Here is a 25750-nt window from a genome sequence, read left to right as displayed (position 1 = left end):
GCCCCGGTGCTGGGCGAGGGAGGGCAGACTACGCACATGCAGCTCCCCGCCGATGCCGTAGCCACCGCTGTGTTGCTGGAGGTCGTAAGGATCTCCGGCCTCCCGACAAACCGGGGCGCCCCGTATCCCGGCAGGGCGGGCGCCCACTGGATCGGGAGCGAGGCAGCCGACGCCCTGGCCTTGATCGAGAGCTTGCCCGTCAGCGAGCAGCACCGTTGCGGCTTCTCGCCGGGCTGGAGCGTCCGGGCGTACGCGGACACTCTCGACCTGGCGCTTTTCGAGGCGGCGTTCTGCTTCAGCTGCCATGAAGTCCGTATGCATGGAACTGCCGTGCCACCCGCACTGACCACGCAGTATTTCGACGCGGGCGCCCCACAGGCACACGCTCTCCTTGCCCTTTTGCGCGAGGCAGCCCCGTAGCCGGTCGGGCCTGGTCACAAGACCTGAACGGTAACCCGCGAAGTACGGGCCCATCCGTCGAGCAGCAGCAAGCCCTGGCGATCGTGGTGACGGCCGGGCGGCGCGGGGACTTGCCGCCCCGACCTGCCTTGCGTCACGAAAGCCTGGGCCGACACCGGCTACCGCACCAAAGTCATCGGCCATGGCGCCCCCTGAGCATCGACGTCGAAGTCACCCGGCGGCGACCCAGGCCAAAAGGGCTTCAAGGTCATACCCCGGCGCTGGGTCGTCGCGCGGACCCTCGCCCGGTTGAGGAACCACCGCCGTCTAACGACGTTGTGCGCGATTGGGGTCGGGCGTCCGTAGCGGAGGATGGGCCTTATGCATGCGTTCTTCGATCAACCCGAAGTCCGTCGGGTACCGCGGGGCGAGTACCCCTTGTGGGACGAGGCTCTCGCGGTCCTCAACCAGGACTTGGCCGTGACTCTTCCTGAGCAGGGCCCTCTGCAACTGCTGGCCCAGCCTTCCTACGAGGCGGGCGAGCCGGAGTATGTCTACGTTGCCCTGGCCAACGGCGAGTGGCACGGCAGTCATTTGTACCCGAAGACGGCAGAAGACTCTGCTCATGCCTTGGCGATCGTCGCCGAGGCCGCGCAGGAAACCGTCGCTGAGCGCCTGTGGCAGGCGTGGCCCCTGTGCGTCGAACACAACCTGGGCATGCATACGCGCGACATGGAGGGGGTGCTCTCCTGGTGGTGCGCCGGGAGACGATCGGGGGGCGGACCGGGTCACATCTGTGTGGCCGTGGGAGCGCTCGACACCTTCTGAGCGCCGTGACGTAAAGGGGGCTGTGCGGGTTGGATGTCGATGTGAGGCAATACCTTGGTCGCAGGGCCTTGTCCCATCCAGTCTTCACCGGCCTTCAGTACGAGCAATGCTCAAGACCTGTGGATCAGTGTCGGGGAGACGCGCGAAGGGCGTACCTTCCCGAATGATCCTCTTGACGGTCATCGAGTAGGCCGACGTTGGTGCGTCGGTCGGGAAGGCACGCCTGTGCTCACCGTAGTGAATGACGACGCCTCCACGCGAGACGGCTCCTTGCTCGATGAGATCGTCCGTGAGGGCGCTCGGCGGATGCTGGCCGCCGCGTTGGAAGCGGAAGTCAACGAATACATAGTCGAGTTGGCTGACCAGCGCGATGGTGACGGTCGCCGCCTGGCCGTGCGTAACGGCTACCACCAGCCGCGGAAGGTCACCACGGTCGCCGGGGCGGTCGAGGTCAGGGCTCCGCGAGTGAACGACAAGCGCGTCGACGACGCCACCGGGGAGCGCAAGCGGTTCTCCTCGGCGATTCTGCCGCCGTGGTGCCGGAAGTCCCCGAAGATCAGCGAAGTCCTGCCGTTGCTCTACCTCCACGGACTGTCATCGGGGGACTTCGTGCCCGCGCTGGAGCAGTTCCTCGGCTCGTCGGCCGGCCTGTCGCCCGCGACGGTGACCCGGCTGACCGTGCAGTGGCAGGCCGACCACACCGCGTTCCAGGACCGTGACCTGTCCGCCACGGACTACGTCTACGTCTGGGCGGACGGTGTCCACCTGCGCATCCGCCTGGAGGAGGCGAAAGCCGCGGTGCTGGTCCTGATGGGCGTGCGCGCCGATGGCACGAAGGAACTGATCGCCATGGCCGACGGATACCGCGAGTCGTCCGAGGTGTGGGCGGGGCTGTTGCGGGATTGTGCTCGCCGGGGCATCCGGGCTCCGGTCCTGGCCGTCGGCGACGGCGCGCTCGGCTTCTGGAACGCGCTGAACGAGGTGTTTCCCGAAACCCGTCATCAGAGGTGCTGGGTCCACAAAACCGCCAACGTGCTCGACGCTCTTCCGAAGTCCGCCCAGCCCGCTGCCAAGCGGGCCCTGCAGGAGATCTACAACGCCGAGGACAAGGACCACGCGGCCAAAGCCGTCCGCGGCTTCGAGCGGGCATACGGGGCTAAGTACCCCAAAGTTGTCAAACGGATCACGGACGATGAGGACGAGCTGCTGGCGTTCTTCGACTTCCCAGCTGAGCACTGGATCCATCTGCGCACCACCAACCCGATCGAGTCGACCTTCGCCACCGTCCGGCTCCGCACCAAGGTCACCAAGGGGGCTGGCTCCCGCGCCGCGAGACTGGCCATGGTCTTCAAGCTCATCGAGTCCGCGCAAGCCCGCTGGCGGGCCGTGAACGCACCACACCTGGTCGCCCTGGTCCGCGCCGGGGCCCGCTTCGAACGTGGCCAGCTCGCGGAGTGACCGGAAGGGCTCGCCGCATGACCGACCAGCCCTTCGACGAGGATCCCCCCGATTACCTCCGCTACCTCAGTTGCCTGCAGGATCTGGAAGATGTCTCCGAGGCGGACGAGGCCGCCCTCGTGGCCACCGTCCTGGATGATCCGGACGTGTCGATGGTGGAGGCCGCGGTCAACCGCCACCTTGAACGTCGGGCAGCCCACCTGCTGACCGACCCAGCGTTCATCGCTTGGGCCCAAACCTTGTCCCTGGCAATAGGGGACCGGCCCTTCCTCGCCCGCCGGCTGCGCGAGTGGACCCTGCTCAGAACAATTGCGCTGGATGAGCCATGGACCGCCGAGGAACTCACCACCGCATCCGACTGGTTCCAGCGCACGGCCTCGGTCGTACGTATTATCACCTCACCTGAGGCTCTCAGCCTCCTCGCCGAACAGGGCCGAACCCGCCGGGTTCGGAACGCAGCGAGCCGCCGACTGATCGAGTTGGATCAACACCGACCTGACTCGATCCACAAGTCTTGACGATTTCTCCGATACCCCGCGGTCAAGGCTAAAGTCGATGCCGGCTACCGGGGACTGGCCAAGCAGTTCCCTGAACAGGTCCAGGCCCCGCCCCTGCAGCCGAAGGAAGACGCCTCGCCCGAAACCTTCACGGCGTGGGATGCCGCCCGCCACCAGCAGTCATCAGAACGAATCTGGGTGGGCACTGGGCCGCAAGCAGCGGGTGAGGTCGGCGGACGACACGCGTCGGCCGTCCGCCGCTCTCGGTAACGGCACTGCGGCCAGAGCTCGCCGCAGGCCAGGTCACATCGACCCGGCCTGCGGACAGAGCATCGTAGAGGCCGCCATGCCCGTGTCTGAGTTCAACGACCAATGACAGTTCCACGATCGCTAGGGGGCCTACGTGTTCCACGGCCCCGTCACCACCGCCGCTGCCAGGCTTTGGCTCCGGGGCTGAACCGCCCTGCGGTCTCAGTCCCCGAGGAACCACAGGTACAGACCCTGTCCGTCGAGAACTACTTGACCAAGTTCGATCAACTCGCGCGCGAACTCATCAGTCAGCACGCCCGCAGGCAGCCGTGGTACCTCCTCCACCAGGGTGGACACCTGCCGGTGGTTGAAAACGGTGTCCGCGTACGGCAACAGGTGTCCCAGCATCGGAAACACTGACTGGTCAAGACAAGCCAGCTCAGAACCCCAGACCACACCATGCTTCGCACGGGCCTCGATCGTGCCGTTCTCGCCTCGGACCTGGAGGTTAATCATGGTCAGAACCTATGGCCTCGTGATCCGCCGGATACGGCCTGATGCTTGTCCCGTAAAGATCTCCAGGTCGGCAGTTCGCTCTGTCCGCGCTCGCGAGAGAGCGGGATGATCAGGCCGATGCCTCGGAAGCCGCCGTCGGCGATGACAGTGGTGCGGCCGGCGTCCTGGGCTCGGACAGTGCCCAGCTTTGCAGTCGTTGCGGTTGCCGGGCAACGATCGGCCGATCAGGACGACACGTCGGGTGACGGCGTCGATAACGACATGGTGGTCGGTGGAGTAGCGGTAGTTGTCGACCGCTCGGTCACGGTGTGGTCGCGGCTGGGGACCAGAGTTCCTTCCAAGATGAGCACGGTGTCCTCGCGGAACCGTCTGCGAGGGCTTGAGCGCGAGCCGGGGGCCGAGGTGGCTGATGATGCGGTTGGCCGCGGACTTCGAGACGCCGAGACGCCGAACAGTGGGGCGAGCTGCCGCAGCGTCACGTCGGTACGCCAGGACGCCGTAGCAGTACCCGGTTCTCCAGCGGCAGGCTCCACGGCCGGCCTCTGCGCCCGCGTCAGCTCCTACACGCCGCAGCGTGTCACCAACGTGCCAAAACAGCGTGGACTCCGCCAAGGCTCCGACCCCGTAGTCACACCGGACACTGCAAGATCCCCTCACTGCCCGCAGTGCCGGCCTGCCGGCAGTCAGGAAGGACATCGCTGCCGTTCCAGGGCCCTGAGCAGGCATTCGCGGTCGTCTGCGCTGATCAGTCCTGCCGGAAGGGTCCCGTCTTCCAGCAATGCACGCAGTCCGGAAGCGTGTGCGGCGAAGGCGGCCCTGCACCATTCGCGTTCCGGGTGATCGGAGTCCTTCCCGAGCAGCAGCACCCGGCGTTCGTCGTCGGCGTCGACGGATGAAGACAGCTCCGCGGCGACGACCAGGAGGCCTACCAGGTCTGGCCGCACGGCGATATCGGGGACAGCTGCCAGACGGATCAGGAAGGGCAGGGCGGCCGGCATCACGGCGCTCATGTGGAAGACGCTGTTCATCAGAAGGTTCTCCAGCACGGGCAGGGCCTCAGGGCCGACTGCCTCGTCCAGGAGCCCGCGGAGCAGGGCCGGGACCCCCGCAGGGCACCCGGGAATTTGTGACCAGTCGAGATCGGCGCAGCCCTGCAGCGCGGGGTGGTCGCATGCAGACTGCTCCATCTGCGGATGTTCGCGGAGGAATCGGGCGACGGCAGCCTCTTTGACCGCCGTATCCATCACACACATCCTCAACCGCCCCTGCTCCCAAGACATCGCCCCGAACGGCGTCCGTGAAACTCTTCCCGGAGCGGGCGTCGAACGCAAGCACCAGATCAGTAGCCGCCACCTCCTGTCCTGAGGCAGTTGCGCCCCGGCCTGGCACCGGATTCCGGGACGGCCCATGAGGCGGACTCCCAGTAGGTCCACAGCAGAGTCCGACCAACCCACCCACCCACAGACATCACACACTCAGTCAGCCTCACTCAATATGCGTCCGAGCCCGGGAAAATGACATCACTGCAAGGGCCGCCAGCCGTCGGTTGCAGTTCCTTCGAGCTCCTCAACGGCGGAGCCGGTAGTAAGAAACTCCACGAGGGTGGACACCCCCGCACCGCTGACGTCTGGGCAAACCTCACAGGGCGAGACGCTGGGTAGCCCAGGTTCTGTCCCGTTGCGGAATCAGCGATGAATTTTCCCGGCCCGGATAGTCTCGTTTTCGTCATCGCCCATCACCGGAGGAACGCGTGAATCAGTTACTGAGAGTCCAGAACTTCAGCGTCTCAAGTGATGGAGTCGCCGCGGGAGAGAACCAGACCCTCGAAAGGCCGTTTGGCAATGGCGTCGAGCCCGAGAGGCTATTCGCCTGGGCGGGTGCCACGGCGAGCTGGCCCATGCGTACGGACCCAGGAGGGAGCCGCGGTCTGGATGATTACCTCACGCGGGACTACGACCGCAACATCGGTGCCGAGATCATGGGCCGCAACAAGTTCGGCCCCCAGCGCGGGCCCTGGCAGGATCATGAGTGGCAGGGCTGGTGGGGTGACAAGCCGCCGTTCCGGACCCCGGTGTTCGTCCTGACCCACCACAAGCGTCCTTCGATCACGCTTTCCGACACCACGTTCCACTTCGTCAGCGGCGACCCGGCCACGGTCCTCGAACAGGCCCGGGAGGCGGCGCGGGGCAAGGACGTCCGGCTCGGCGGCGGGGTGACCACCATCCGGCAGTTCCTCGATGCAGACCTTGTCGACACCATGCATGTGGCGGTCTCGCCGGTGAAGCTCGGGTCCGGATTGCGGCTCTGGGAGTCACCCGACGAGTTGCTCGACCGGTTCCACCTGGAGGTCGTTCCCAGCTCGAGCGGGGTGACGCACCACTTGTTCTGGCGGAGGTGACCGGTCCTCGGGGCCGGCCCCGGTCGGCTGTTCTACCTGCCGAGGCCGCCCTGAGGCGGGCCGCCGAGCTCAACTGCGCATGCTCGGCCGGCCGGTCTTGGCGGATTCCTCAAGCCGGGCTCGTGCCAGGGTGGAGGTGAGCCGACAAGGCCGGTGCCGATCTCGATGATCACGCTGTCGAACGCCCAGCGGTCGACGCTTGCCCCGTCCTTTACGTAGGGGGGAGGGCGATCCGCAGACCGTGGCACAAGCGAGCTGCCGTCGAAGTGCCCAGGCAGGTACACGCGAATAGGCTCAGCGCCTGTCGCACCATGACGATTCAGGGCAGCGCCTTCTTGGCCGGCGAAGCCAGGCCGCCGCCGTCCCATGTCTCCGGCTGAATGGTCGGCGCGGGAAGGCCGACGACGCGGGCGAGGGCGCCTGTGACGGGAGCGCACCGGCCAGGCAGGTGCCTGGAGGCCCAATCGGCTGCCAGCACCAGGAAGTCGGCCAGGTCGCGCTCGGCATCGGCAAGCAGGTTGCGGAGGTCGGCGACGGACAGCTCGATCACCGGACCGTCGCTCTGCTCGGCGTTGACAGTGAGCCGGACGGTGTTACCGAACCGCTCCGCAACAGGTGACACGGGGGAGTGGCCGAAACCGAGCAGGCTGCCGTCGTCGATGAACTGGTGCCAGTCACGCCAGTCCTCCAGTCCGTCACAGCAGCCGGGCAGGAAGGTGACGCCTGTGACGTTGTCGGCGACCCGCAGACCGCCGGCAGCGAAGAGGTTGTCGAACGTCAGCAATCCGTGGAGGAACGAGCCAAGTGCGTCGGCCGGACGAGGCGGGCGACTGCCGTCGGGGTCGATGTCATTGCACCTGGCGATGCGCATCACGGCCGACCCGACCTCAGCGGGTGAGAGCTCACCACTCAGAGGCAGAAAGCCAGACGACTCGACCTCGGCGACGGGCCAGAGGTCGAAGCCATCAGGTGCGTACATCTCCAGGACGGGCTGCATCACGATCACCCGGCGAAGTGTTCCGCATCGCCCGTCCGTATGGCCCCCGATGACGCCGAGCACCCTCCTCTCGGTCATGAGGGCTGAGCACTCTCGGTTGTACCGTCCTGAGCAGTACGGGTGCATGCCGACAGGCGGGGCCGCGGCGGACGATGTGTACGTCGATGCCAGGGTGGCGACGCGCCCGACGAGGTGCTGGCGGTAGCCGCCGTCGGGCCAGGTCGCGTGATCCAGCGCCGCCCGCTCCGCGATGACGTCCCGCTGCGCCTCGTGATCGGGGACGGGCTCGAGGGCGACGATGTGCGGCCCGGTCCAAGTGAAGACGATCGGAAGGCTGCGAGGTTGCCTCCTTGGGGGACGTAGCCCACGGCCAAGAGCTCCTGGCTGAACGGCCGTTCCGAACCGCGATGAGCTCGTTCGGCTACATGGTTCGATTTCTCCTTCTCAGCGCAGTTGCTCGGCCAGTCCGACGATGATGCCCTCCGGGCCGCGGATGTAGCAGAGCAGATAGATGTCCTCGAACCGGGCGATCTCGCCTACGAGTTCGGCGCCGTGAGGGCGCAGGCGAGCAACGGTGTCCTCGATGTCGTCGACGGCGAACATGACGCGGTGCGTGCCCAGGATGTTGTGCGGCTGGTTGCGGGGCCCGACGCTGATCGCCGCGGGGCTGCGGTACTTCGCCAGCTCGAGTCGGCTGTGGCCGTCCGGGGTCCGGACCATCGCGATGTCACAGCGGACGCCGTCGAGTCCGGTGCACCGGTCGGCGACGAGGCCCTCGACCTCCGCCCTGCCCTCCAGCTCCATACCGAGTTCCACGAAGAACGCGATGGCGGCATCCATGTCCTCGACGACGATGCCGACGTTGTCCATCCGCTGAATCGCCATGCCGGAAACTCCTTCTTCCTCGTGCGGCCGGTGGTGGCCGCTGATATCCCTGGGACGGAGCCGGTGGCACGCTCTCGACATCCTCAGAACGCCGCTTTCAAAGCTTCCTCGACGTTGCGCAGCGTGTGCGCTTGAGCTTTGCGCCCCACCGTCTCGGGTCACCCTTGCCGGGTGGCGTTCCCCGGGCCCTCGCCCTCGCCGTACCCGTCCAGGCCCCGCCGCGCGGCGCCGGCCCCGAGCCGGGGGCGACACTGACCCCGGCTCGGGCCCGAGCATCCGCGGACGGGAATGCGGACCAGCGCTGGACGGGGCTCCAGGAACAGGCTCCAGCACGTCACTGTCCAGCCGAACCTCGTCGGCCGAGGCGCGCGCCGACACACCGGTAGACCGTGGTCGGCACCGGCAATCAGTGCGCAACCTGCGTATTCGGGATGAACTCACCCGCGGCCTGTACCCGCGCTGAGTGAGCCCCGCCATGTCTACGCCCTCTGGTCGAGCTCCCACTTGAAGGCCGTGGCTCCGGCGTGGGTGGTCTCACCATGACGGCCTCACCGGCGCACAGAGTCGGACGGGAGGGGGCGAGAGACCTCGTCGGTTGCGTCCCGAGGATGGCGGCCAGCCACGTACGCCCACGGACCGCTCCCGGCCCCGTGCGAACTGACCTGGCCGGATCAGGCCTCCGGCGGACCCTCGGGGATCGGGTGCACTTCGACCGGGTCGCTGCCGGGCTTCCCGCCCGGGCCGGGGCACGCGGACGCCCGTGCGGCGATTTCCAGGGCACGGTCCTCGCTCTTGACGTCGACCACCCAGTACCCGGCCAGGATGTTCTGCTCCGTCTGAGCCGGTCCATCGGTCACTTGCGGGCGTCCGTCGCTTCCGGCCCTCACCGTTTTGACCAGTGAGGGACCGCCGAGACCCTGGCCGTCGACCCATTCACCAGCGGAATTGATGTCCTCGTTGAGGGCGTTCATGTGGGCGAACATGGCCTGCATGTCGGCCTCGGAGTGGGACGACATGATGGTGTCCCACTGGGCCGCAGGCACGTTCATCTGGATCATGTACTTCATGTTTCTCACTTTCCCGGGCGGGCTGCGAATTTCTCGGGCTTACGTAGAGGTAGACGGCCGGACAGCGCGGAACTCATCGGTGCACCCATCCTCACTATGCTCCGCCGGTACGTGCCCGCCGGGTAGAAACCCCCGACAATGCGGGAGAGAGGTGAAGACCCGTCTGTGAGGTCCTGCGCCCTGGCGGGGCCTTCGTCATTGCCGGGTGAGCCAGAGGCCGCGGGCTCGCGACGTCACCGGGCCTCCCTGGAGCAAGAGGCCTTGATGGGTATCCGTTCTCAACGCAGTCGGCGGGGGCCGCGAGACGAGCAGAGGCCGGAGAGTCCCATGTCGGCCGGCAACAGTTGGCCGGGCCCGCTTCTTTCTTGGCGGCGAAACGGCGGAGACTTGGGCCCCATCGAAGCGGAATAGACCAGAAGTTCACTCCTGAAGACCTGGAGTGGCTCTTCCCGGAGTTCGCTGTCCTCGGAGATCGTGGCAAGACTCCCGGGCGGGGCAGGCCGATGTCCTGGGACTATTCCCTCACGCCCCCCTCACCCCCGCACCCCGTCCTTCATACTCTCCTCCATAGACGCCCGCCCTTGGGGGAACCATGCGCACCACCACAGCTGCCGCGCTCAGCGCGATCGCACTCCTGGCCACGCTTACCGCATGCGGCGGTAGCACCGACGACACAGCCGAGAAGCCCAGCCCTGAGAAACGTACCGCTTCGGAGATCACACCCGAGCAGCGAGCCGCAGCCCGCAAGGCGGCCGGCCTGCCCGACGACCCGAATCCGGCGCAACGTCAGGTGTACCTCGAGGGCCTCAACGCCATCGACAAGGACATCGTTCACGGTAAGGACGACAAGGCCGTCAGCCGCGGCATCAACCAGTGCGGCACTGTGAAGAGCAGCCCGGACGACTATGTCAAGCTCGTCGCGTCCACGAACTCTCGGTTCACCTCACCCGATCACCCCGACGGCCACGGCACCATCACTGCCGAACGCATCTTGAAGGTCGTGCGCGAGAACATCTGCCCCACCTTCTGACCGCGCCGCCGCTGACCACGCATCCTTCGGGGCGCCCGGCCTCAGCTCAGCTACTACGAAGCCCCCGACCGCCACGGTCGGGGGTTTCGCCTTGTCGGCCCCAACGCCTCAATCAGTGCCCGATGATGTCCCCATCATCACGCAACGTCCTTGGGGGATCATGCGCACCCGCGCCACAGCCGTCGTCTCAGTCGTCCTACTCCTCGCTCTCACCGGTTGCGAAAACAACGACGACGCCGCCAAGCCGAAGACGGAACCCACCACTGCTGCCCCGACTCCCGAGTACGACGCAGCGGATTGCCGGGAACTCCTCAAGCGCAACTACGCGGCTGACGCGGACCGTGATGCCTCCGCCGATCCTGAGTGCGCGCACCTCCCGGACGAGCAGTACGGGGACCTCGTCGAGTCCGTCCTCGGGGGCCCCACGGAAGACTCTCGCAAGCAGGCCGAGAACAAGATCGTGTGGGACGGGGCGTGGGAGCAAACCACTGTCGACCAACGGGAGGCCGTCTGCGACCGTGTCGCCAACGAAGGCGCCGAGGCTGCGAGCCAGGACATGGCAGACACATCGGAGTGGAAGGCAGCCGACGTGCTCCAGTATTTCCTCGACGAGAAGTGCTGACCCGGCACCCGGGCGACGGTCGCCCCCGCGCGATGGTTGACCCCGCGCCCGCGGGGATGCCTTGGTCAAGGAGGAGTTGGGCGCCTTGCAGGGCGACGCTGTGCTATCGGTTGGCTGTCCGACCCTGCACGCGGATTGTTGGACAGCGCAGGATCTGGCCTGCGGTGGTGCCGACGAGGATCGTGCCGTCGGGTGCCGCGTGCAGGGAGAGCGGTTGGTACGGGGGCAGCGGACACCGGCGGAGTTCCCTCCCGTCGGCCGCGTCGAGGGACATGAGGGTGTCGTCGGCGCACAGGACGTGCAGGACCCCGGCATGGGAGTCGAGGTCGATGACCTCGGATTCCAACGGCCTGCTCCAGATGACCTCGCCGGACGGGAAATCTCGGCGGACGAGCTCCGTGCGCCCGTGCAGCAGAGCAGCGCCGACGGCATCTGATGCGTACACCACCCGACCGAGTGGCGCGTCGACGGAGAAGAGCACGGTCTCGCTCGAGCCGTCGGGGGCGAGCGCGACCACATTCCGGCCGCTTCGCCCGTACAGCAGCTCGGGGCACCGGCGGGCCTGGAGCGGGACAAGATCGTATCGGTCCGGCACGTGGACCGAGCCGATCCGGTCGCTGCCGCCGACGGCGAAGATCTGTGTGTTGGGCGGGGTGGGCGGCTCCGACCCGAAACTGCGGTCGTACGTGTCCCGGACCGCCCAGACCCCGTCCGTTCGAGCGGACATCGCGGCCGAGAACGGCACGGAATGCCGGTCGAGAACGGTGCCGTCGGCCGTGTCCACCAGCAGGAAGTCGGTCCGAGCGCGGGCGTCAGGACCGGAGACGGCCACGCGTACGCTTCGCTCGTCGGCGGCCACTTCGATTCGGGTGCCGCCGCTCGCCGACGGCGCGGGCACGCTCCACAGCGCCGATCCATCCGCAGCCCAGCACTCCACCGCCACGTGCTGGCGAGTGGCGAGCACGCGGCCGTCGTCGAGCCCCGCCACGGCCCGGACCCCGCCCCGCGCGTCGTAACTGCGTCCGGCTCGCTCGGCGAGCGCGCGCAGCAGCGGTTGCGCGGGCGTCGTGTCGTCGTACACCCTCAGGTCCTCGAGGTCGAGCGGTGTTCGGTCGAGCGAGGTCAGGTCGAGGGCAGCGAAGGTGAGGCCGAGCCAGTTCTCGCGTACGACCGTCGCCCGGGCCGTCAGGTGGTCGACGCCGTTGTCCAACGCGAAGAAGACGAGCTCGAGGGTGTGCTCGTCCAGCCAGCGAACCGGCTCGATGCCCCACGCCGGGTCGGTGAAGTCGACGCGGTGGCCCGTGTCGCATTCGAGCAGGGTGAGGCCCCCTTCGCGGCCGTACTCGGCATTATTGTCGAGGCCGATGGCCAGGAGGGGCAGCGTGGGGTGGAAGGCGATCGACTCGGCCTCCATCGTGAAGGTCGCCAGGTGGACGCAGGACAGATCGGCGACGCGGTAGACGGCGACCCGGCTGTACTGGTGCATCACCGAACTGCCGGCGATCCACTGCCCATCGCTGCTGACCACTACCTCGCACGGGTATCCGAGCAGTTCGGGAAAGGGCTGGTCGTGGAGGGTGTTGGCGGGTGATTCCGGCTGGTCAGCCATGGTTCTCCGTAAAAGAATGGTCGGACGGTACCCGCGCCAGGATGACGGGGGTTTCCGGCGTCGCTGCCAGGACCAGGACCAGGACCAGGACCAGGACCAGGACCAGGACCAGGACCAGGACCAGGAACCACGTCGGGGAGGCGTCGCACCGCGCGCGGAGCGTCCTACCTCAGGCGCGCGGGTCACGCAGGGGAGCCGTGCGTGCGTACCCGTGAGGGGCCACCGCCGCAGCGGGCCCGAACCGGGCCATGAATCAGAACGGGGGCTCGTCGTGCCCGGAGCCGCCCCAGTACTCGGGCGGCCGTGGGGTGGGCTGTTGAAGGACGGCCAAGGCGTCCTCGACGCGGCCGAGGTCGATGAGGTAGCCGGCCAGGTCATGGCTGTTCGCGAGGGCGTGCTGCTCGAGGACAGCGACAGCGTCCTCGGTGCGTCCGGTGCCTGCGAGGAGCTCGGCGATGTGCGGCGCCGCGTACGAGGTGGCACCCTCTGGGTGGGCGCGGGCCTGGGCGATCGCTTCGTCGACGCCGCTGCAGGCGGCGATCAGCGGCAGTCGTATCCAGTACAGATCCCATTCCACCTCGCCCCCGCGGGCGGCGGCGAGGGTGTCGAGGAGCTCCAGCCCGTCGTGAGGGCGGCCCTGCTCGAGGTACATACGGGACAGAGTGTGGAGGATCCAGTCATCCGCGCTGTGGGCTTCGGCCTGGACGCGCATCACATCGATCGCTTCGTCGCCCCGGCCGTGCCGGGCCAAGAGCTGCCCGAGCTCGAAAGCCGAGTTGGATGTTCGATCCACAGATCCATCGGCCTGACGGTATGCCGCGACCGCGCCCTCCAGGTCGCCGCGCTCCTCCAGCAACCGCGCGAGCCGTTGCACGGCGAACCCGGATTCATCACTCGTCGCGGCCGCCCGCAGTGCGTCGAGCCGGCCGTGTCGTGCCAGCAGTGCAGCCATGTGCTCACGGAGTTTGACCAGCGTGATGTTCTCCGTGCACAGCAGGGAGATCGCCTCGTCGATGCGGCCTTGGCGCTCGCGGATGGTGGCGAGCAGCCCGATCGCCATGTCGCGATCGAAGCCTCTGCAACACCACGGAAAGTCCGAACACAGGTGCTCGGTTCGGGCCGTGAGCAGAGCGGCGGCTTCGATGTCGCGTCCGGCGGGACCTGCGACGTCTACCAACGCCTCGGCCAGGGACGGCTCGCCGAGGTGCGGTCGTAGCAGGGTGAACGCCTCCTCGGCGCGGCCGTGCCGGGCGAGCAGGCGCGTGTATGACTCCAGCGCCATCGGATGCCCGGCCTCCATACGGACCCGGGTGATCTCGATCGCCTCTTCGACGCGGCCCCAGCCCTCCAGCAGTTCGGCTGCGGCTTCCACGGCCGTCCACCAGCCGGTCGCCACATACGGAGCGAGCACCTCCAACGCGTCGGCCTGCCGGCCTTGCCCACTCAGCAACCGCGCCCGTGCGAGCGCGCAGAACCATTCCCCACGCGCGGACTGCACCTCCACCACGTCGGCGTGGCCGTGTTCGAGCAGCCTCGAGACCAGTTCCGGCGGTATGCAGCCGGACCGCGTCCGGGCCCGGTAGTCAAGATCAGTAGCGTCCACGAGCACGCACCCTAGCCTTCGCCCCTGACACTCTTGCCGACACCACCGGCTGCTTCGAACACGGCACCGGTGGAATGCTCCCTGCAAGTCGGGGCGTATGGCTGGACCCCTGATCGCCGCGAAGCGTTCGCCGACGACCTTGGGGCTGAGCGTTCGCTGGTCGCGGTGACCGCGACGACGAACCGCACGGCTTCGCCACGCCGGGTCGCCTCGCTTCCCCCAATGCCGTGTGACCCCAGCCGGGGGTCGGCTGGGGTCACACGAGCGGTTGAGTACAGGTCAGTTGACGGAGTTGCCCACGCCGCAGACCGCTCGTCCGCGCGCCGGCAGGCCGCAGCCTGTCGCGGTCACCGTGGGTCGGACAGGTCAGCGCTGCAGGGTGAGGACGCCGGGCCGGTACGGCAGTTGGTCGTAATCGCCACTCGCGGTCGGGGACTTGCCCTGGTAGAGGAACTGCAGGTTGCAGGGGTCGATGGTCATGGTCTGGTCGGGGTTGTTGCGCACCAGGTCGCCGTGGCTGATGTCGTTGGTCCAGGTGGCACCGCTGTTGGCCTTGCCCGCGAAGGGACTGCTCTCGCTGCCGGCCTGCGGGGTCCACGAACCGCTCAGGCCGGAGGCCGTGAACGAGCGGAAGTAGCGCCCGTTCGCACCCATCGCTTCCACGATCATGAGGTACTGGTTCTGGCCCTGAACCTTGTAGACCTGCACCCCCTCGAAGAGGTTGCTCGTCGAGTCGCTCATGATGGTCGTGTACGAGGAGCCGAAGCTGCCCGGGAAGTTCCCGATCGGCATGCTCGCCCGGTAGATCTTCCCGTTGTCACCGGCGAAGAACAGGTACATGTTCTGGCCGTCACCGATCAGGGTCTGGTCGATCGGGCCTGTGCTGGAGCCGGAGATGCTGCCGGTGAAGAGCGGCTGCGGCGAGGACCAGCCGTTGGGGTTGGTGGGGTCGCTGGACGTGCGGTAGACGAAGGCCGACGCACCCCACTGGTACGCCAGTACCCATATGTTCTTGGGCGCGAAGTAGAGCAGCGTGGGAGCCACCGCGGCCTGGCTCATCCCGGTCTGGCCGGCCGACGCCATGTCCGACCAGTTCGTGAAGGGACTGAACACCATCGAGCCGTACGACGATCCCGACGAGTTGGACGCGTAGACCAAGTGCTTGCCGTTGTGCATCACGCTGGTGAAGTCCTTCAGCGAGACCCATCCGTTCGCCGGCTGCGCCAGGGCACCTGTCGACGTCCACCGGTACGTCGACGGAAGGGAACACGTGCCGCCGGTGGACAGGCCGGTCCACCTCTGACTGCTGCCGCCGTTGCACGTCCGGATTTCCACTGCCGTGCCGTTTGCCGTACCGGAGCCCGTGACGTTCAGGCACAGCCCCGACTCCACGCCGACGATCGTGCCGTCGGTGTTCACCCGCCACTGCTGGTTGGCACCACCCGAACAGCTCCAGATCTGCACCCGGGTACCGGCCGCGGTGGCGTGGCCCGGAACGTCCAGGCACTTACTGCCGTACACGGTCAGCTGGTTGCTGTCCGTCAACGTCCACTGCTGATTGGTCCCGTTCCAGCAGTCGTAGATCTGCAGGTACGTGCCGTTGGTCTGGCTGGCGTCCGGCACGTCGAGGCACCGGCCTGAGCCGGCATCGCGCAAAGCTCCGCTGGTCGCTGCCTGAGCCGGGTTGGCGACGAGCATCGCTGCCAGCGTGACCAGGGCCGCGATTGCGGCGGCAAGCACCACAGACAGATGCCTGTGGCTCAATTTTCCACTACTCATGGGGACTTCCCAAACCTGGAGTCAGCGGTTCCGGTCGCCCCGGAGGAGGCTGTCCGGACTGTCGATGTGTGCGCTTCCTGAAGGAACCCGCGGGTTCGAGTGATATGGACATGACATATGCGCACGCGATGCGCGCCTTGCGGTCCCTCTTTTCGGTAGGCGTGCCTGTTGGCGGCCTACCGTGCGAGCGGAGCTACTCCGTACGTTCGTGATATCGAACAAAGTTCGGAGTGTCGAGCAGTAATGAATGATAGGGAAGCAGTGAGCGGCGTCAATACTTCTCGCATGAATCGCCAGTGGCTCCGAAAGGCTCGGAAGGTTTCGGCCCTTCGGTCGGGGTGACATGTGCGCAGATGGGCAGCGGTCTGTGGCGGGGGAATGGTGGGTTCCTCTAACGGTGTCGACATGACCGGCCACCCGTCATCCATCCGTGGCGCCCATGCGTTCGACATGCCGAGCGAAATGTTTCGAACCTACGCCGCGGCCTCGGTCTCTGCGATCCCGTCCTGTCGGCGTGGCACCGAAGGGCTTGCCGGAACAGGCGGGCGCTTCCCGGGTGTCACGGCTGCTGGAACGAGACCTCGGGGTTGCCGGGGGTCGGACCGTCGAGCAGGCGTTGCGGATCGGCCTTGAGGTGCAGATCGAAGAAGGCGGCGACGTAATCGCGGGTGATCCGGCTGGAGTGGCCGCCGGGAAGCGGTGCCGTGGGATCAGTGATGCCCAGTTCTCCCGCGAGCACCGGGAAGTCGGTGAAGCTGAAGTGGCCGGACCCGGCGACCGTCAGCCACCGCTTCCAGTCATCGAGACGTGGCCAGTCCCGATCCCATGTCGGGTCGGCGGTACCGCCCCGCGTTTGCAGCGGGTCCGATGGAGCTATTGAATGAAGAATCAGGCGGCACACGCACACGACTCGCATCGCCCCGTCGAGGGAGGCCGTGATGGCCACGCACGCTTCGCAGACCTTCGATCCCACCCGCGTACCCCACCTTTCCGGCCGGTTCGCCCCGGTCACGGAGGAAGTGGACGAGACCGGGCTCGAGGTGACCGGGGAGCTGCCGGCGGAGTTGGACGGGGTGTTCCTGCGCAACGGGCCCAACCCTCGGTTCAGTCCGATCGGTTCGTTCCTCTATCCGATCGACGGCGACGGCATGCTCCACGGGGTGTGGATCTCCGGCGGACGGGCCCGCTACCGCAACCGCTTCGTGCGCACCCCCGCGGTGGTCGCAGAAGAGCGGGCCGGACGCGCCCTGTGGGGCGGACTGGAATCGATGATCACCCCCCAGGTCCCGGACGTGGAACCGGCACTGGCCGGCACCTTCCGGGATCTGCCGGACATCAACGTGGTGCGTCACGCGGGGCGCCTGCTCGCGCTCGCCGAGTCCGGGTGTCCGTTCCTGATGACTCCTGAGCTGGAGACCGCGGGCAAGGAAACGTTCGGCGGCGCACTGCCCACCGGCATCACCGCCCACCCGAAGATCGATCCGCTCACCGGAGAGATGGCGGTCTTCTGCTACGACCTGGAGCCGCCTTTCCTCACCTGGTCCCTCATCGGACCCGCCGGCGACGTGGTCCGCGGCCCCACCACCGTCGAAGGGCTCGACGCCCCGATGATGATCCACGACATGGCCCTGACCTCGCGTTTCCTCGTGCTGGTGCTCGCGCCCGTCTTCTTCGACCTCGCCGCGGCGATGAGCGGTGGGTCCCTGATCGACTGGCGACCGGAACAGGGCACGCGCGTGGCTCTGATCCCTCGCGACGGAGGTCGGGTGCGCTGGGCGTCCGACGAGGCCTTTTGGCTGTGGCACACGGTCAACGCGTACGACACCGAGCCCGACGGCGGTGATGTCGTGCTCGAGTACGTGCAGTGGTCGCACCTCTCCATGGGCTCGCCGGACAAAGCGGCCGGCACCAATCCAGGAGGGCTGGTCCGCGCGGTCATCGACCCGGTCGCCGGCACGATGCGCCGCACCCTGCTGGACGACGCGCGCATGGAACTGCCGCGCACGGACGACCGGTTGATCGGCCAGCGGCATCAACAGCTGGCGGTGGCCTCGGAGACAGGAGGGCTGGACCTACTGCCGGGCGAGTACAACGCTCTGCGCTGGTACGACGGGAGGGACTCCAGCGGCACCAGCGTGAGGTGGGAAGCCGGGGACCTGTCCGTCGGCGAGCCGGTGTTCGCCCCGTCACCCGGCTTCCCGGGCGGCGAGGGTGGCTACTGGATGACGTACGCCACCGACCGTACCGACGCGAGCAGTTGGCTGCTGGTGATCCCGGCAGACGATCCCGGCTCCGGCCCGGTCGCACGGGTGCAGATACCGGTGCGGGTCCCGCTGGGCCTACACGGGAACTGGCTGCCCACCGAGGAGTGACCCCGCCCGTGCCCGGGGCGGCCCACCCGGGGTGGGTGTGGGCCGTCGCCTCCCCCGCCGACAGATCCGGAACTGCCATGGCCGTCCCACGGCAGTTCCATGGAGGCCTGCGGCGCGGCCGCCAGCAGCGGCTCCAGTCCGTCGGGTACGCGTCCGGCACGGCGATGATGCCGCTCGGCCCAGACAGTTCCGGTGACCTCAGGCCGTTGCTCCCTGGGGGCAAGGGTCGTGATGGCGAATAGCAGCTGCCGCGCGACGTCGTCAGCGAGAGACGCGGAGGCTTCGTGCAGGGGGCAGGACGCCTCTCCGTCCTGGTGGGGCGTCGGCCTGCTCAGCTCGACCTCCTGCTGCGGTGAGGAGCTTTGCGAGGAGCGGCAGGAGCCCACCGGCTGGATCCGTGTCCTCGATGAGCTCGCTCAGAACCGTGGCGAGGACCACCTGGTCGATGTCCTTGGCCTGAGGTCGATCTGCACATGCTGCAGGTCAAGGCGGCGATACCCAACGAGGCGCGGGCACGTTCAAGTCGCGCCCGGAGCCAGCCCGTCACCGGCTTGTCGAGCTCGCGGGTGGGAGTGCCGAAGGGGAGGTTACCTAGAGTGCTTGGACTCGCCGCGAAGGCCCCGTTCGCGCGCATGCCCAACTGCGCACCCGCCAGCTCCAGGCACTGTTCCCGGTCGGCGGCAGACTTGTCGCCCAGACTGATCAACATTGCGCGGCGGCGTCGAACGGTCACATGGGTGGGGCGGATCAGACGTGGCAGTGCACGTTGACGAGCAGAATGTCGGCGGGCAGCGCGATGAGATAGGACTGAACCCCCGGGTGTTCCATGCCGAAGTCCGGCTCGTGGATGCACTCGAGGGGACCGTGGCATAAGCCGTGTAGGGGAGCATCGTCAAGTTCGTACCACCATCCACTGAGCGTCAGCACGCTGCGCAGTGGCAGAAGACTGAACTCGTAGATCGCGACGTACTCCTCGCGGCTGCGTTGTCCGATTCCGACCGGATCGCAATCGAAGGAGAAGTGGTCCGCGATGTCGGGGCGGGCCAGCACCGGCGCTACATCCACCCAGGCACGGACGGCTGGCTGTGCCCTGTAGTCGGCGGCTTCCCGAGATGTCTCGTACGAGTCCCTGGTCCCTCCGGCGGCCAGATGGCGGTGGAAGAACACTGATTCGTCGTCCGGGGCCAGGTGGCGGGAAACCACCTCCTGCCAGCGATCCCACACCCGACCCGCGTGATCAGCAGCTTCCGCCCGGGGGGCGTCGCGGAAGTTGATCAGCCCTCGCGGCCCTCCCGCGTACTCCCCGGAGAACGCGGGCTCCAGCGAACCGTCCCGGCGGGGGCGATCAGCGATCAACCGCGGATCGCCCTCATGACCCGCCAGCACCGGCACACCCACGGAACCGCAGATTCGATAGCTGTCCCATACATCCCGCTCCACGGCACCCACACCGTCACTGGCAAACGGCGCCATCGCCTCCGCGACCGCCTCGTCCACCCTCGTCGCAGCCGAACCGGGCAGGCATACGGTGATCGACATTCCAGCCATCCCGGGATCGTATGTACCAGGTTCACCACACGCCACCTCGTTGTCCGATCACGGGTCAGCGCAACGGGCGTGCTCAAGGGCGTTCACAAGCTGGACGATGTGCGGCTCGTACTACCTTCGCCGAAGCGACTACCGCACAACTGGGATGACGCTCCCCGCCAGCTGGCGCCTACGACTGGACCGCCGGGCGCCGTGTGGCCTATGCCAACGACCTCGGCGCCGTGCGCTCACTGGTAGCGGTCACCGCGAATACCAACCGCTCCAAAGCCGACACGGACCCGCCACATGGCTGCCGCCGGCCGACGCCGCCCACTGCACCTATGGCACGGAGTCGCGAGGTGGGATGGTGCCTGCTGCTTCCGGTATTTCCACACAGGGGAGGTTCCGGAGGCGGCTCTGTTGAAGCTCCTATAGATCGTCAAGCCGGGCTGCGAGGTCCGTAGGATGTGTTCGTGGCTTGGTTCGATGAGGTTAAGGCGACGTTCTGGGGTGGGGGGTTGTACGGGGTTCAGCCACCGCTGACCGACGCGGCCGTCCAGGATGCTGAGCGGCAGCTCGGTGTCCGTCTGCCGGCCTCGTTGCTGGAGATCCTGCGGGTCCAGAACGGTGGCCTGGTGGCGGAGCTGTGGAACGCGTTCCCGACCGATGTGCCGACGTCGTGGAGCGAGAACCATGTTCCGCTCGACGACATGAGGGGCATCGGCCGTCACGACGGCCGGCCGTCGTTGCTGGACTCGGGTTACCTGGTTGAGGAATGGGGTCTTCCGTCTCCCCTGGTTCTGCTCTCCGGTGATGGTCACTGCTGGATCGCTCTGGACTACCGGGTATGCGGAGAGCGCGCGGAGCCGTCCGTGACGTGGTTCGACGTGGACGGGAACTCGGAGCTCCGGCTGGCTGCGGACTTCCAGACGTTCGTCGAGCGGCTGACTGCGGCCGCGTCCTTCGACCCTGATGACGCGGACGGCAGCCGGTCGGCGTCATGATCTGGCTCCGCCCGTGCCCGCCGTGTTCAAGATGCCTGCCTCCTGAGGTGCTTGTAGACCTCGCGGGCGAGGAACCTCTTTCCTGCCGTTACGTCTTCGAGCGCCTCGCGGGAACTCACCGCGGCCGCCCCGCCACCGAGATCTTGCCGCTGTTGCGCCGGGCGGCCGTCGAGGTTGTGCGCGGTGGGGGGCCGCTGCTGTTGAGGTGCGGTTCTCGTCGGCGAGCCGCGCCATGGCTTTATCGAGCAGTAGTGGGTTCTGGCACAGATCTTGGGGAGCCGTCGCGGAGGGTATCGGTGTCGTTCGATTACAGGGAAGGGACGCGAAGCCGGGTCCGTCAGCGTTCACGCATCCTGGCCCACCACCAGCCGTCCATTGCCCACTCGATGTAGTTGGGCTCCGGCAAGGTGCGGCGCTCGAATTCCTCATCGAGGTGTGTGATCAGTCGACCCAAGTCCCGTTTGGCTCCGGGAGGAAGGCGTAGCATCGCCCGCTCCAGATCGTCACGAGCGTCTTCCACCTCTATCCCAGGCGAACACGCCTCGGAGGCGTTCAGGTAGCGGCCATGTTGCTTGAAGGCCCACTCGAAGCGAGAGAGCGCATTCGCGATCGCGTTGGGCCACATCTCCTGGTCTTCGACCCGGCGGATCGCTGCACGAGTCCGCGCGGAGACACCGCGGACCCTCAGGACCGGATACTGCCATCGTGGCCGCCACCGCTCTGCACGGACAGCCTTGGGGCGCCTACGCGGCATCGCCCTTTCGGATCAACATGAGGCCATACTGCCACGGCTGGGCACCTTCTTGGAGGGCGTCTCGGAGCGTTACTGGAGCAGGATCATCTTGCGGAGTAGTTCGAATCCGGCTCGGCCGTAGAGCTGTCGCTTGATCTTCTTGATGCGGTTGACGGCGCCCTCGATGCTGCCCGAGCTCCAGTCCAGGGTGAGGCCGGCGGTCACGGCGTCGAGGTCTCGGAGCAGGTGAAGTGCGAAACCGGTGAGCCCGGGCAGCCGGCTGGCTTCGACGGCGTCGATCCAGGTAGGCAGAGTGCTGCCGAGGCGGCCGCTGAGTATCTCGCCGAAATCGCGGACGTGTCCGGCGGCCGTGTCTAGTTCGGGGCAGCGAGTCAGGACCTCCTTGAGGCCGGTCCGGTCTTCCTCGGTCAGAGCGGTGGGGTGGCGGGTGAGCCAGCCGGTCACCTGTCGTACCGTCGGCGGCCGTGGCGGTGCTGCGGAAGGAGCTCCGCGCAAGGTAGCGATTTCGGCACGGACCATGCCGTAGGTGACGGGAGCCTGCTCGGCGACCAACTCGCCATGCAGCCGGGTGACGCTGGTGCATCCTTCCGTAAACCGTCGTTCCAGGTAGGGCTTGTAAGGGTCCAGCCTGCTGGACCGGGGCCTGTTCTCGCGGATGGTGTCCTGCCAGCGTAGGGCGTTCGCGTACCGGAGCACGGTGTTGAGGCCCCAGCCCAGGTGCCGGGCGATCGCCCGGCGTGAGTGCCCTTGGGCGAGCATCTCGTGGACCAGTGCGTGTGCCGCCTTCTTGCGTTCGGCTCGCCGGCCGACGGGCTCCGCGTTGTTCTGTGGCCGATCGGAAGTCGGTCGGGTGTCCTGCGGCAGCGTGCCGCTGGGCGTCGGCTTGCGCAGGCAGTCTCGGTGGGCGGCGACGCAGGTCTCCACGGCCCGGCCGAGGCCCTGCCACAGATGGAACCGGTCAGCGACCTGCAGAGCATCGGGGGCGCCGCGGCGGGCACCTTCGGCGTAGGCGCCCGCCCGGTCCCGGCAGATGATCTCCACGCCAGGGTGGCGGAGCAGCCACGCGGCCAGCGGTCCAGCTTCACGCGTCGGGAGCACGTCGACCACGCGATGGTCTTCGACGCTGGTCAAGACGGTGGCGTAGGTCTGGCCGCGGCGGATCGCGAAGTCGTCCACGCCCAGCACCCGTGGAGTGCTGAACTGCGGATCGGGCAGCGCCATGACCCTGCGTAGTAAGGTCATCCGTCCCGCGCCGAAGCCCAACTGGGCGGCCAGCCGGGCGCCGGCCCGTCCGGCTAGTGCGAGCCCCACTTGCTCCAGGGCGTGGTTGAGCCGAGTGGTGAACCGTGCGTACGGCGCGGCCAACCGGGAGGACGGCTCGGCGAACGTCCGGCGCTTGCAGTCTGCCGACCCGCAGATGAAGCGCCGGACCGTCAGCCGGATCACAAAGCCCTGCTCAGCGAGCGGAAGATCCTTCAGCCTGCGCTGGTACCGGCCGTGGACCCGGGCCGAGAAGCACCCGCAGCCAGGACACACCGCCCCGGCCGTGCGGCCTCTCGCCACCACCTCGACCGTGCCGAAAGCGGCCGTAGCCGCCTCGACATCCACATCGTCGATCCCCTCGAACACCAGGGAGTCCCAGAACGGTGCATCGGTCTGCATGACCAGCACCATCACCGTCTACAACCGACCGCAGCAGCGGTCGGCAGACACCTGAGGGAGCGTCAAGTCCGATCGTCAGATGACGAGGCGTACGCGGTCTCACGCGGACCGTCTCCTCGCAATCGAACACCGGGGTAACGCTCCGCGACGGCTCCCCAAGATCTGTGCCAGAACCCAGTAGTGACGTCACTTGTCGATGGGTTTGGGAGGCGGCCTGAACCACGGTCGGGTGATGTTGACGAGTTCGGGAGGCACTTGGGTTCTTGCCAGGGCAGCATCGGGATGCTCCTGGCGAAAGGTCCTGGTCATGCCGCAGATGTCGAAGGTCGAGTTGTACGCGGCGATTCGGCGTGACCATCGCGGCGGCATGTCGATGCGGGAGCTTGAGCGCAAGCACGGCGTGACCTGGCGGACGGTACGGAAGGCATCGGACTCGTCTGGCCGGAGCCGCGTAAAAAGCTGCCTCCCCGGGCCACCACGCTGGATCCTACAAGCCGGTCATCGACGAGATCCTGCGGGCGGACCTGGACGCGCCGCGCAAGCAGCGGCACACGGTCACCCGGATCTTCCACCGGCTGATCGAGGAGCACGGGGCGGACGTTTCCTACGGGGTGGTGCGCTACTACGTCGCCGGCCGGAAGCCCGAGATCCTGGTCGAGTCCGGCAAAGCGCCGCTGGAGGCATTCGTGCGGCAGACCCACCTGCCTGGCCACGAGGCGGAGGTCGACTTCGGCGACGTGACGGTGCGGCTGGGCGGCGAACTGGTGACCTGCTACCTGTTCTCCTTCCGCCTGTCATACTCGGGCAAGGCCGTCCACCTGGTTTTTGCCTCCTGCGGGCAGGAAGCCTTCTTCGAAGGCCACGTCCACGCGCTGCGGACGCTGGGCGGGGTCCCGCGGTCCAAAGTTCGCTACGACAACCTGAAGGCCGCCGTTTCCCGGGTGCTGGGGCAGAGCCGCGGACGCGTGGAGGCAGACCGGTGGATCGCCTTCCGCTTGCACTTTGTCCATGTTCCCGTGGTTTCCCCCCCGCATCACGGCTGCGTCAGCGACCTCGATGGCTGCGTGATCTGGGGCTTCGGGTCTCGTGGACACGATCGGGTGATTGCTGCTCGTTTCTCAGAAATCCTGAAGTCTTCTCAGCTGTCATGGCGGAGTCGTTGGATAGCTGAAGGGGAGGGACGGGATGGCACTGGCCGTCGTGCGCGATCTGCGGCCTGAGCTCCGACTGGAGACTTCCGAAAATTGCTAACGGGCGTCGACCGGCTGAGGCAGGACCGCATCCTCGACGAAGCCCTCGCCAACGGCGCGGACCCCCTCCATCTCGCGCACGTCTTCTCCCTCGGCGCCAAGGCCGGCCTCCGCTACACCAGCGCAGTGACCGAATCGAAAGCGGAGCAGGCACCGAACACCCGCTGATCTTGATCTTTACCTCACAGGGAGCCGCCGCCGGCCCTCCGGGGTGAAGGTGAAGGTCTGGCGGAAGGGCCCCGTTCCGAAGCGCGCTGCAAGCAGGAGGGGTTCTTCGTGCTCGGGTGGCCATGATTGCTCGGCTCCCGGAACACTGCCGTTCCAGAGATGGAAGGACACCATCGGTTCCTCCGGGTTCTCAGTCAGGTAGCCGAGAGTCTTGCCGTAGTAGGGGTTGTTGCTGCCGAACAACATGGACGGGGTACCGAACTCGTCGACGACGTCCTTCCACACGCGGTCCTCGCCCGCCCACTGGCGGACCGCATCCTGCAGGACTTCGTATTCGTCACGGTCCAGTACGCGGTCCGGCTTGAGCCAGCCGCGGCAGTGCGCGAACTCGGCATACACCGAGGCAATGCCGTACTCGTAATAGCGCTCCGGGATCAGATCGCGGAACACGCCCGCGACGCCGGTGCTGGACCAGGCGCCACGCTCTTCCCAGGCGCGCTGCTGCTCGGCCAAAGCCTCGGGCTGGCACTCCGCGAACAGCAAGTGGTCCATCAGCATGCGCAAGGCCAGCTCCGACTCCTTCCCAAACATTCCGGGACGCCGCAGGGCGAGATTCAACTGATCGACGAGATACACACGTATCTCGGCGGAGGCTGCAAGCGATCTGGAAGTAGACACCCCACAGTCTCCCGCAGATGCCGCTGGATCGCGGTCATGGGCCGGCGCCCAGCCATTCTCCACCTGAGCCGGATCCAGATCTGTCGCCCACCAGCGCTTCTCCGCTGTGGCAACCGGCTGCTTTCACGCAGCAGAGTGCCCTTCGAGCCCCTGAGTTCGTGCTACGGAGCCTTCAGGTTTCCTGAACCCACGGAAGATCGGCATCGAGAGCTTCTACTGTCGGCCCGGCATCGAAGGTGCCCACGAGAAGGGCGGGGTCGAAGGGATGATCGGCTACTTCCGCCGCAATCACTTCGTTCCCGTCCCGAGGTCTCCTCGCTCGCTGAGCTGAACGAGATGGTCGAACAGTGGGACCGGCAGGACGATGCCCGCCGCATCGGCTCCAGGCCCAACGGCGA

General features: G+C 67.2%; 23 protein-coding genes and 5 pseudogenes. 13 read left to right on the top strand and 15 right to left on the bottom strand.

Going from position 1 to position 25750, the window contains the following annotated elements; all coding sequences use genetic code 11:
- Positions 1-36 precede the first annotated feature (36 nt).
- From ABZS61_RS23460 to ABZS61_RS23445, 4 genes are all read left to right on the top strand, one after another.
- The gene (locus tag ABZS61_RS23460) at positions 37-420 is read left to right on the top strand and encodes a hypothetical protein (RefSeq protein WP_356424487.1); all 384 of its coding nucleotides are present in this window, start codon (positions 37-39) and stop codon (positions 418-420) included.
- A 360-nt stretch (positions 421-780) separates the two neighbouring features.
- The gene (locus ABZS61_RS23455; protein WP_356424484.1) at positions 781-1227 is read left to right on the top strand and encodes a hypothetical protein; all 447 of its coding nucleotides are present in this window, start codon (positions 781-783) and stop codon (positions 1225-1227) included.
- A gap of 225 nt (positions 1228-1452) precedes the next feature.
- Positions 1453-2685 (top strand): IS256 family transposase, encoded by a 1233-nt coding sequence (locus ABZS61_RS23450; RefSeq protein WP_356424481.1) that lies wholly within the window; start codon positions 1453-1455, stop codon positions 2683-2685.
- A 17-nt stretch (positions 2686-2702) separates the two neighbouring features.
- A complete protein-coding gene (locus tag ABZS61_RS23445) occupies positions 2703-3203 on the top strand; it encodes a hypothetical protein (RefSeq protein WP_356424478.1) in 501 nt (166 codons plus the stop codon).
- Positions 3204-3380: 177 nt separating this feature from the next.
- Here ABZS61_RS23445 and ABZS61_RS23440 read toward each other — a convergent pair.
- The 4 genes and pseudogenes from ABZS61_RS23440 to ABZS61_RS23425 all read right to left on the bottom strand — a co-directional run.
- A pseudogene (locus ABZS61_RS23440) lies at positions 3381-3573 on the bottom strand (transposase); the annotation flags it as partial.
- 80 nt (positions 3574-3653) lie between these two features.
- Complete coding sequence (locus ABZS61_RS23435) at positions 3654-3947, bottom strand: hypothetical protein (protein ID WP_356424475.1); 294 nt, start codon at positions 3945-3947, stop codon at positions 3654-3656.
- A 32-nt stretch (positions 3948-3979) separates the two neighbouring features.
- Positions 3980-4579 (bottom strand): annotated as a pseudogene (locus tag ABZS61_RS23430) (transposase family protein); the annotation flags it as partial.
- Positions 4580-4630: 51 nt separating this feature from the next.
- Entirely contained in the window at positions 4631-5134 is a 504-nt protein-coding gene (locus tag ABZS61_RS23425) for a hypothetical protein (RefSeq protein ID WP_356424472.1), read from the bottom strand.
- Between the two features lie 563 nt (positions 5135-5697).
- Between ABZS61_RS23425 and ABZS61_RS23420 the strand changes: the two genes are divergently transcribed.
- A complete protein-coding gene (locus ABZS61_RS23420; RefSeq protein WP_356424469.1) occupies positions 5698-6345 on the top strand; it encodes a dihydrofolate reductase family protein in 648 nt (215 codons plus the stop codon).
- Positions 6346-6664: 319 nt separating this feature from the next.
- Here ABZS61_RS23420 and ABZS61_RS23415 read toward each other — a convergent pair whose 3' ends face one another.
- The 3 genes from ABZS61_RS23415 to ABZS61_RS23405 all read right to left on the bottom strand — a co-directional run bounded on the left by ABZS61_RS23415 (position 6665) and on the right by ABZS61_RS23405 (position 9294).
- Positions 6665-7342, bottom strand: coding sequence for a hypothetical protein (locus ABZS61_RS23415; RefSeq protein ID WP_356424901.1), 678 nt, complete (start codon positions 7340-7342; stop codon positions 6665-6667).
- Positions 7343-7786: 444 nt separating this feature from the next.
- Positions 7787-8227, bottom strand: coding sequence for a VOC family protein (locus ABZS61_RS23410; protein WP_356424466.1), 441 nt, complete (start codon positions 8225-8227; stop codon positions 7787-7789).
- Between the two features lie 671 nt (positions 8228-8898).
- On the bottom strand, positions 8899-9294 hold the full coding sequence (locus ABZS61_RS23405) for a YciI family protein (protein WP_356424463.1): 396 nt from the start codon (positions 9292-9294) through the stop codon (positions 8899-8901).
- A gap of 592 nt (positions 9295-9886) precedes the next feature.
- Between ABZS61_RS23405 and ABZS61_RS23400 the strand changes: the two genes are divergently transcribed.
- Together ABZS61_RS23400 and ABZS61_RS23395 are read left to right on the top strand one after the other, a co-directional pair.
- Positions 9887-10324 carry a hypothetical protein gene (locus tag ABZS61_RS23400; RefSeq protein ID WP_356424460.1) on the top strand — a complete coding sequence of 146 codons (438 nt, stop codon included), beginning with the start codon at positions 9887-9889 and terminating at the stop codon, positions 10322-10324.
- A 160-nt stretch (positions 10325-10484) separates the two neighbouring features.
- Positions 10485-10946, top strand: a complete 462-nt coding sequence (locus ABZS61_RS23395; RefSeq protein ID WP_356424457.1) for a hypothetical protein — start codon at positions 10485-10487, stop codon at positions 10944-10946.
- Positions 10947-11049: 103 nt separating this feature from the next.
- Here the strand turns inward: ABZS61_RS23395 and ABZS61_RS23390 are convergent, their stop codons facing one another.
- From ABZS61_RS23390 to ABZS61_RS23375, 4 genes and pseudogenes are all read right to left on the bottom strand, one after another.
- Positions 11050-12555: a PQQ-binding-like beta-propeller repeat protein gene (locus ABZS61_RS23390; RefSeq protein WP_356424454.1), complete on the bottom strand. Its 1506-nt coding sequence runs from the start codon at positions 12553-12555 to the stop codon at positions 11050-11052.
- A 253-nt stretch (positions 12556-12808) separates the two neighbouring features.
- Complete coding sequence (locus ABZS61_RS23385) at positions 12809-14158, bottom strand: tetratricopeptide repeat protein (RefSeq protein ID WP_356424451.1); 1350 nt, start codon at positions 14156-14158, stop codon at positions 12809-12811.
- 366 nt (positions 14159-14524) lie between these two features.
- Positions 14525-15937, bottom strand: coding sequence for a non-reducing end alpha-L-arabinofuranosidase family hydrolase (locus ABZS61_RS23380; protein ID WP_356424448.1), 1413 nt, complete (start codon positions 15935-15937; stop codon positions 14525-14527).
- A gap of 559 nt (positions 15938-16496) precedes the next feature.
- Positions 16497-16781: pseudogene (locus ABZS61_RS23375) on the bottom strand (alpha/beta hydrolase); the annotation flags it as partial.
- A 94-nt stretch (positions 16782-16875) separates the two neighbouring features.
- Here ABZS61_RS23375 and ABZS61_RS23370 point away from each other — a divergent pair.
- The gene (locus ABZS61_RS23370; RefSeq protein WP_356424445.1) at positions 16876-18309 is read left to right on the top strand and encodes a carotenoid oxygenase family protein; all 1434 of its coding nucleotides are present in this window, start codon (positions 16876-16878) and stop codon (positions 18307-18309) included.
- 747 nt (positions 18310-19056) lie between these two features.
- Here the strand turns inward: ABZS61_RS23370 and ABZS61_RS23365 are convergent.
- The gene (locus ABZS61_RS23365) at positions 19057-19857 is read right to left on the bottom strand and encodes a hypothetical protein (protein WP_356424442.1); all 801 of its coding nucleotides are present in this window, start codon (positions 19855-19857) and stop codon (positions 19057-19059) included.
- Positions 19858-20018: 161 nt separating this feature from the next.
- Between ABZS61_RS23365 and ABZS61_RS23360 the strand changes: the two are divergent.
- Positions 20019-20179: pseudogene (locus ABZS61_RS23360) on the top strand (HNH endonuclease); the annotation flags it as partial.
- A 130-nt stretch (positions 20180-20309) separates the two neighbouring features.
- The gene (locus ABZS61_RS23355; RefSeq protein ID WP_356424439.1) at positions 20310-20840 is read left to right on the top strand and encodes an SMI1/KNR4 family protein; all 531 of its coding nucleotides are present in this window, start codon (positions 20310-20312) and stop codon (positions 20838-20840) included.
- Between the two features lie 337 nt (positions 20841-21177).
- Here ABZS61_RS23355 and ABZS61_RS23350 read toward each other — a convergent pair whose 3' ends face one another.
- Both ABZS61_RS23350 and ABZS61_RS23345 read right to left on the bottom strand, forming a co-directional pair.
- Positions 21178-21465, bottom strand: coding sequence for a hypothetical protein (locus tag ABZS61_RS23350; protein ID WP_356424436.1), 288 nt, complete (start codon positions 21463-21465; stop codon positions 21178-21180).
- Positions 21466-21663: 198 nt separating this feature from the next.
- Positions 21664-23256 (bottom strand): ISL3 family transposase, encoded by a 1593-nt coding sequence (locus tag ABZS61_RS23345; RefSeq protein WP_356424433.1) that lies wholly within the window; start codon positions 23254-23256, stop codon positions 21664-21666.
- 614 nt (positions 23257-23870) lie between these two features.
- Here ABZS61_RS23345 and ABZS61_RS23340 point away from each other — a divergent pair.
- Positions 23871-24476, top strand: coding sequence for a hypothetical protein (locus tag ABZS61_RS23340; RefSeq protein WP_356424430.1), 606 nt, complete (start codon positions 23871-23873; stop codon positions 24474-24476).
- A 24-nt stretch (positions 24477-24500) separates the two neighbouring features.
- Positions 24501-24674: a hypothetical protein gene (locus ABZS61_RS23335; RefSeq protein WP_356424427.1), complete on the top strand. Its 174-nt coding sequence runs from the start codon at positions 24501-24503 to the stop codon at positions 24672-24674.
- 9 nt (positions 24675-24683) lie between these two features.
- On the opposite strand, the gene ABZS61_RS23330 is transcribed toward ABZS61_RS23335, so the two are convergent.
- On the bottom strand, positions 24684-25310 hold the full coding sequence (locus ABZS61_RS23330; protein WP_356424424.1) for a hypothetical protein: 627 nt from the start codon (positions 25308-25310) through the stop codon (positions 24684-24686).
- Positions 25311-25551: 241 nt separating this feature from the next.
- Here ABZS61_RS23330 and ABZS61_RS23325 point away from each other — a divergent pair.
- Positions 25552-25730, top strand: a pseudogene (locus tag ABZS61_RS23325) (IS21 family transposase); the annotation flags it as partial.
- Positions 25731-25750 lie beyond the last annotated feature (20 nt).

It is taken from the genome of Streptomyces sp. NPDC005566 (assembly GCF_040605575.1).
Taxonomy (GTDB): Bacteria; Actinomycetota; Actinomycetes; order Streptomycetales; family Streptomycetaceae; genus Streptomyces.
Note: the sequence above shows the minus strand (reverse complement) of the source record. Positions and strands in the feature narration are given on the sequence as shown.